At 56.6% G+C, this 922-nt stretch carries 1 protein-coding gene; it reads right to left on the bottom strand.

Annotated elements, in window-relative coordinates:
• Positions 1–922, bottom strand: a 922-nt coding sequence (purH, locus tag ACTHUR_RS12405) for a bifunctional phosphoribosylaminoimidazolecarboxamide formyltransferase/IMP cyclohydrolase (RefSeq protein WP_440398784.1), incomplete at both ends; no start/stop codon positions are given.

Here is a 922-nt window from a genome sequence, read left to right as displayed (position 1 = left end):
ACTTTCAAATCGGCGCGGTTAAGTCGGTGGATGTCGGGGGTTTGTACCAATAATCCGCCGCCGACGCGTTTGAGTTCAAAGCGGTTGGCACCTGCCTCAAGCGGCACTTCCAATACGCGCACGTTTTTCTTGGCGGCGGCGATTTCGAGGGCTTCGGCGGTGAACTTCGGCGCCATGAGGACTTCCATAAATTGGTTGTCGGTAATTTGTTTGACGGTTGCGCCGTCCACTTCGCGGTTGAAGGCGATGATGCCGCCGAATGCGCTGGTGGTGTCGGTGGCGTAGGCGAGTTTGTAGGCGGTCAATGTATCGGCGGCAACGGCAACACCGCACGGATTGGCGTGTTTCACGATCACGCAGGCCGGCGCATCAAAGGATTTGACGGCTTCCCAGGCGGCATCGGCATCGGCAATGTTGTTGTAAGACAATTCTTTGCCTTGCAGCTGTTTGTAGGCGGAAAGGCTGCCTGCGGCGGGGTAAATATCGCGGTAAAACGCGGCGCGTTGGTGCGGATTTTCGCCGTAGCGCATGTCTTGCACTTTAATCCAGCTTTGGTTGAACTGGCTTGGGAATTCGCCGATTTGGGGCTGGCCGCTCAAGACATCGTCTGAAAGCGAGGTCAGGTAGTTGGAAATCATGCCGTCGTATTGGGCGGTATGGCTGAATGCTTTGCGTGAGAGATTGAAACGGGTTTTGTCGCTCAATGCGCCGTTGTTGGCTTCGAGTTCGGCGGCGATGGCAGGGAAATCGGCTGTGTCGGTAACGATGGCGACGTGTTTCCAGTTTTTCGCGGCAGAGCGCACCATGGTTGGGCCGCCGATGTCGATGTTTTCAATCGCGTCTTCCAGTGTGCGGTTTGGTTTGGCGATGGTGGCGGCGAAGGGGTAGAGGTTGACGCACACGAGGTCGATGTTGCCGATGC

This window comes from Neisseria sp. P0021.S007, from assembly GCF_051956855.1.
The sequence above is the reverse complement of the archived record's forward strand: the minus strand, read 5'-3'. Positions and strand labels throughout refer to the sequence as shown.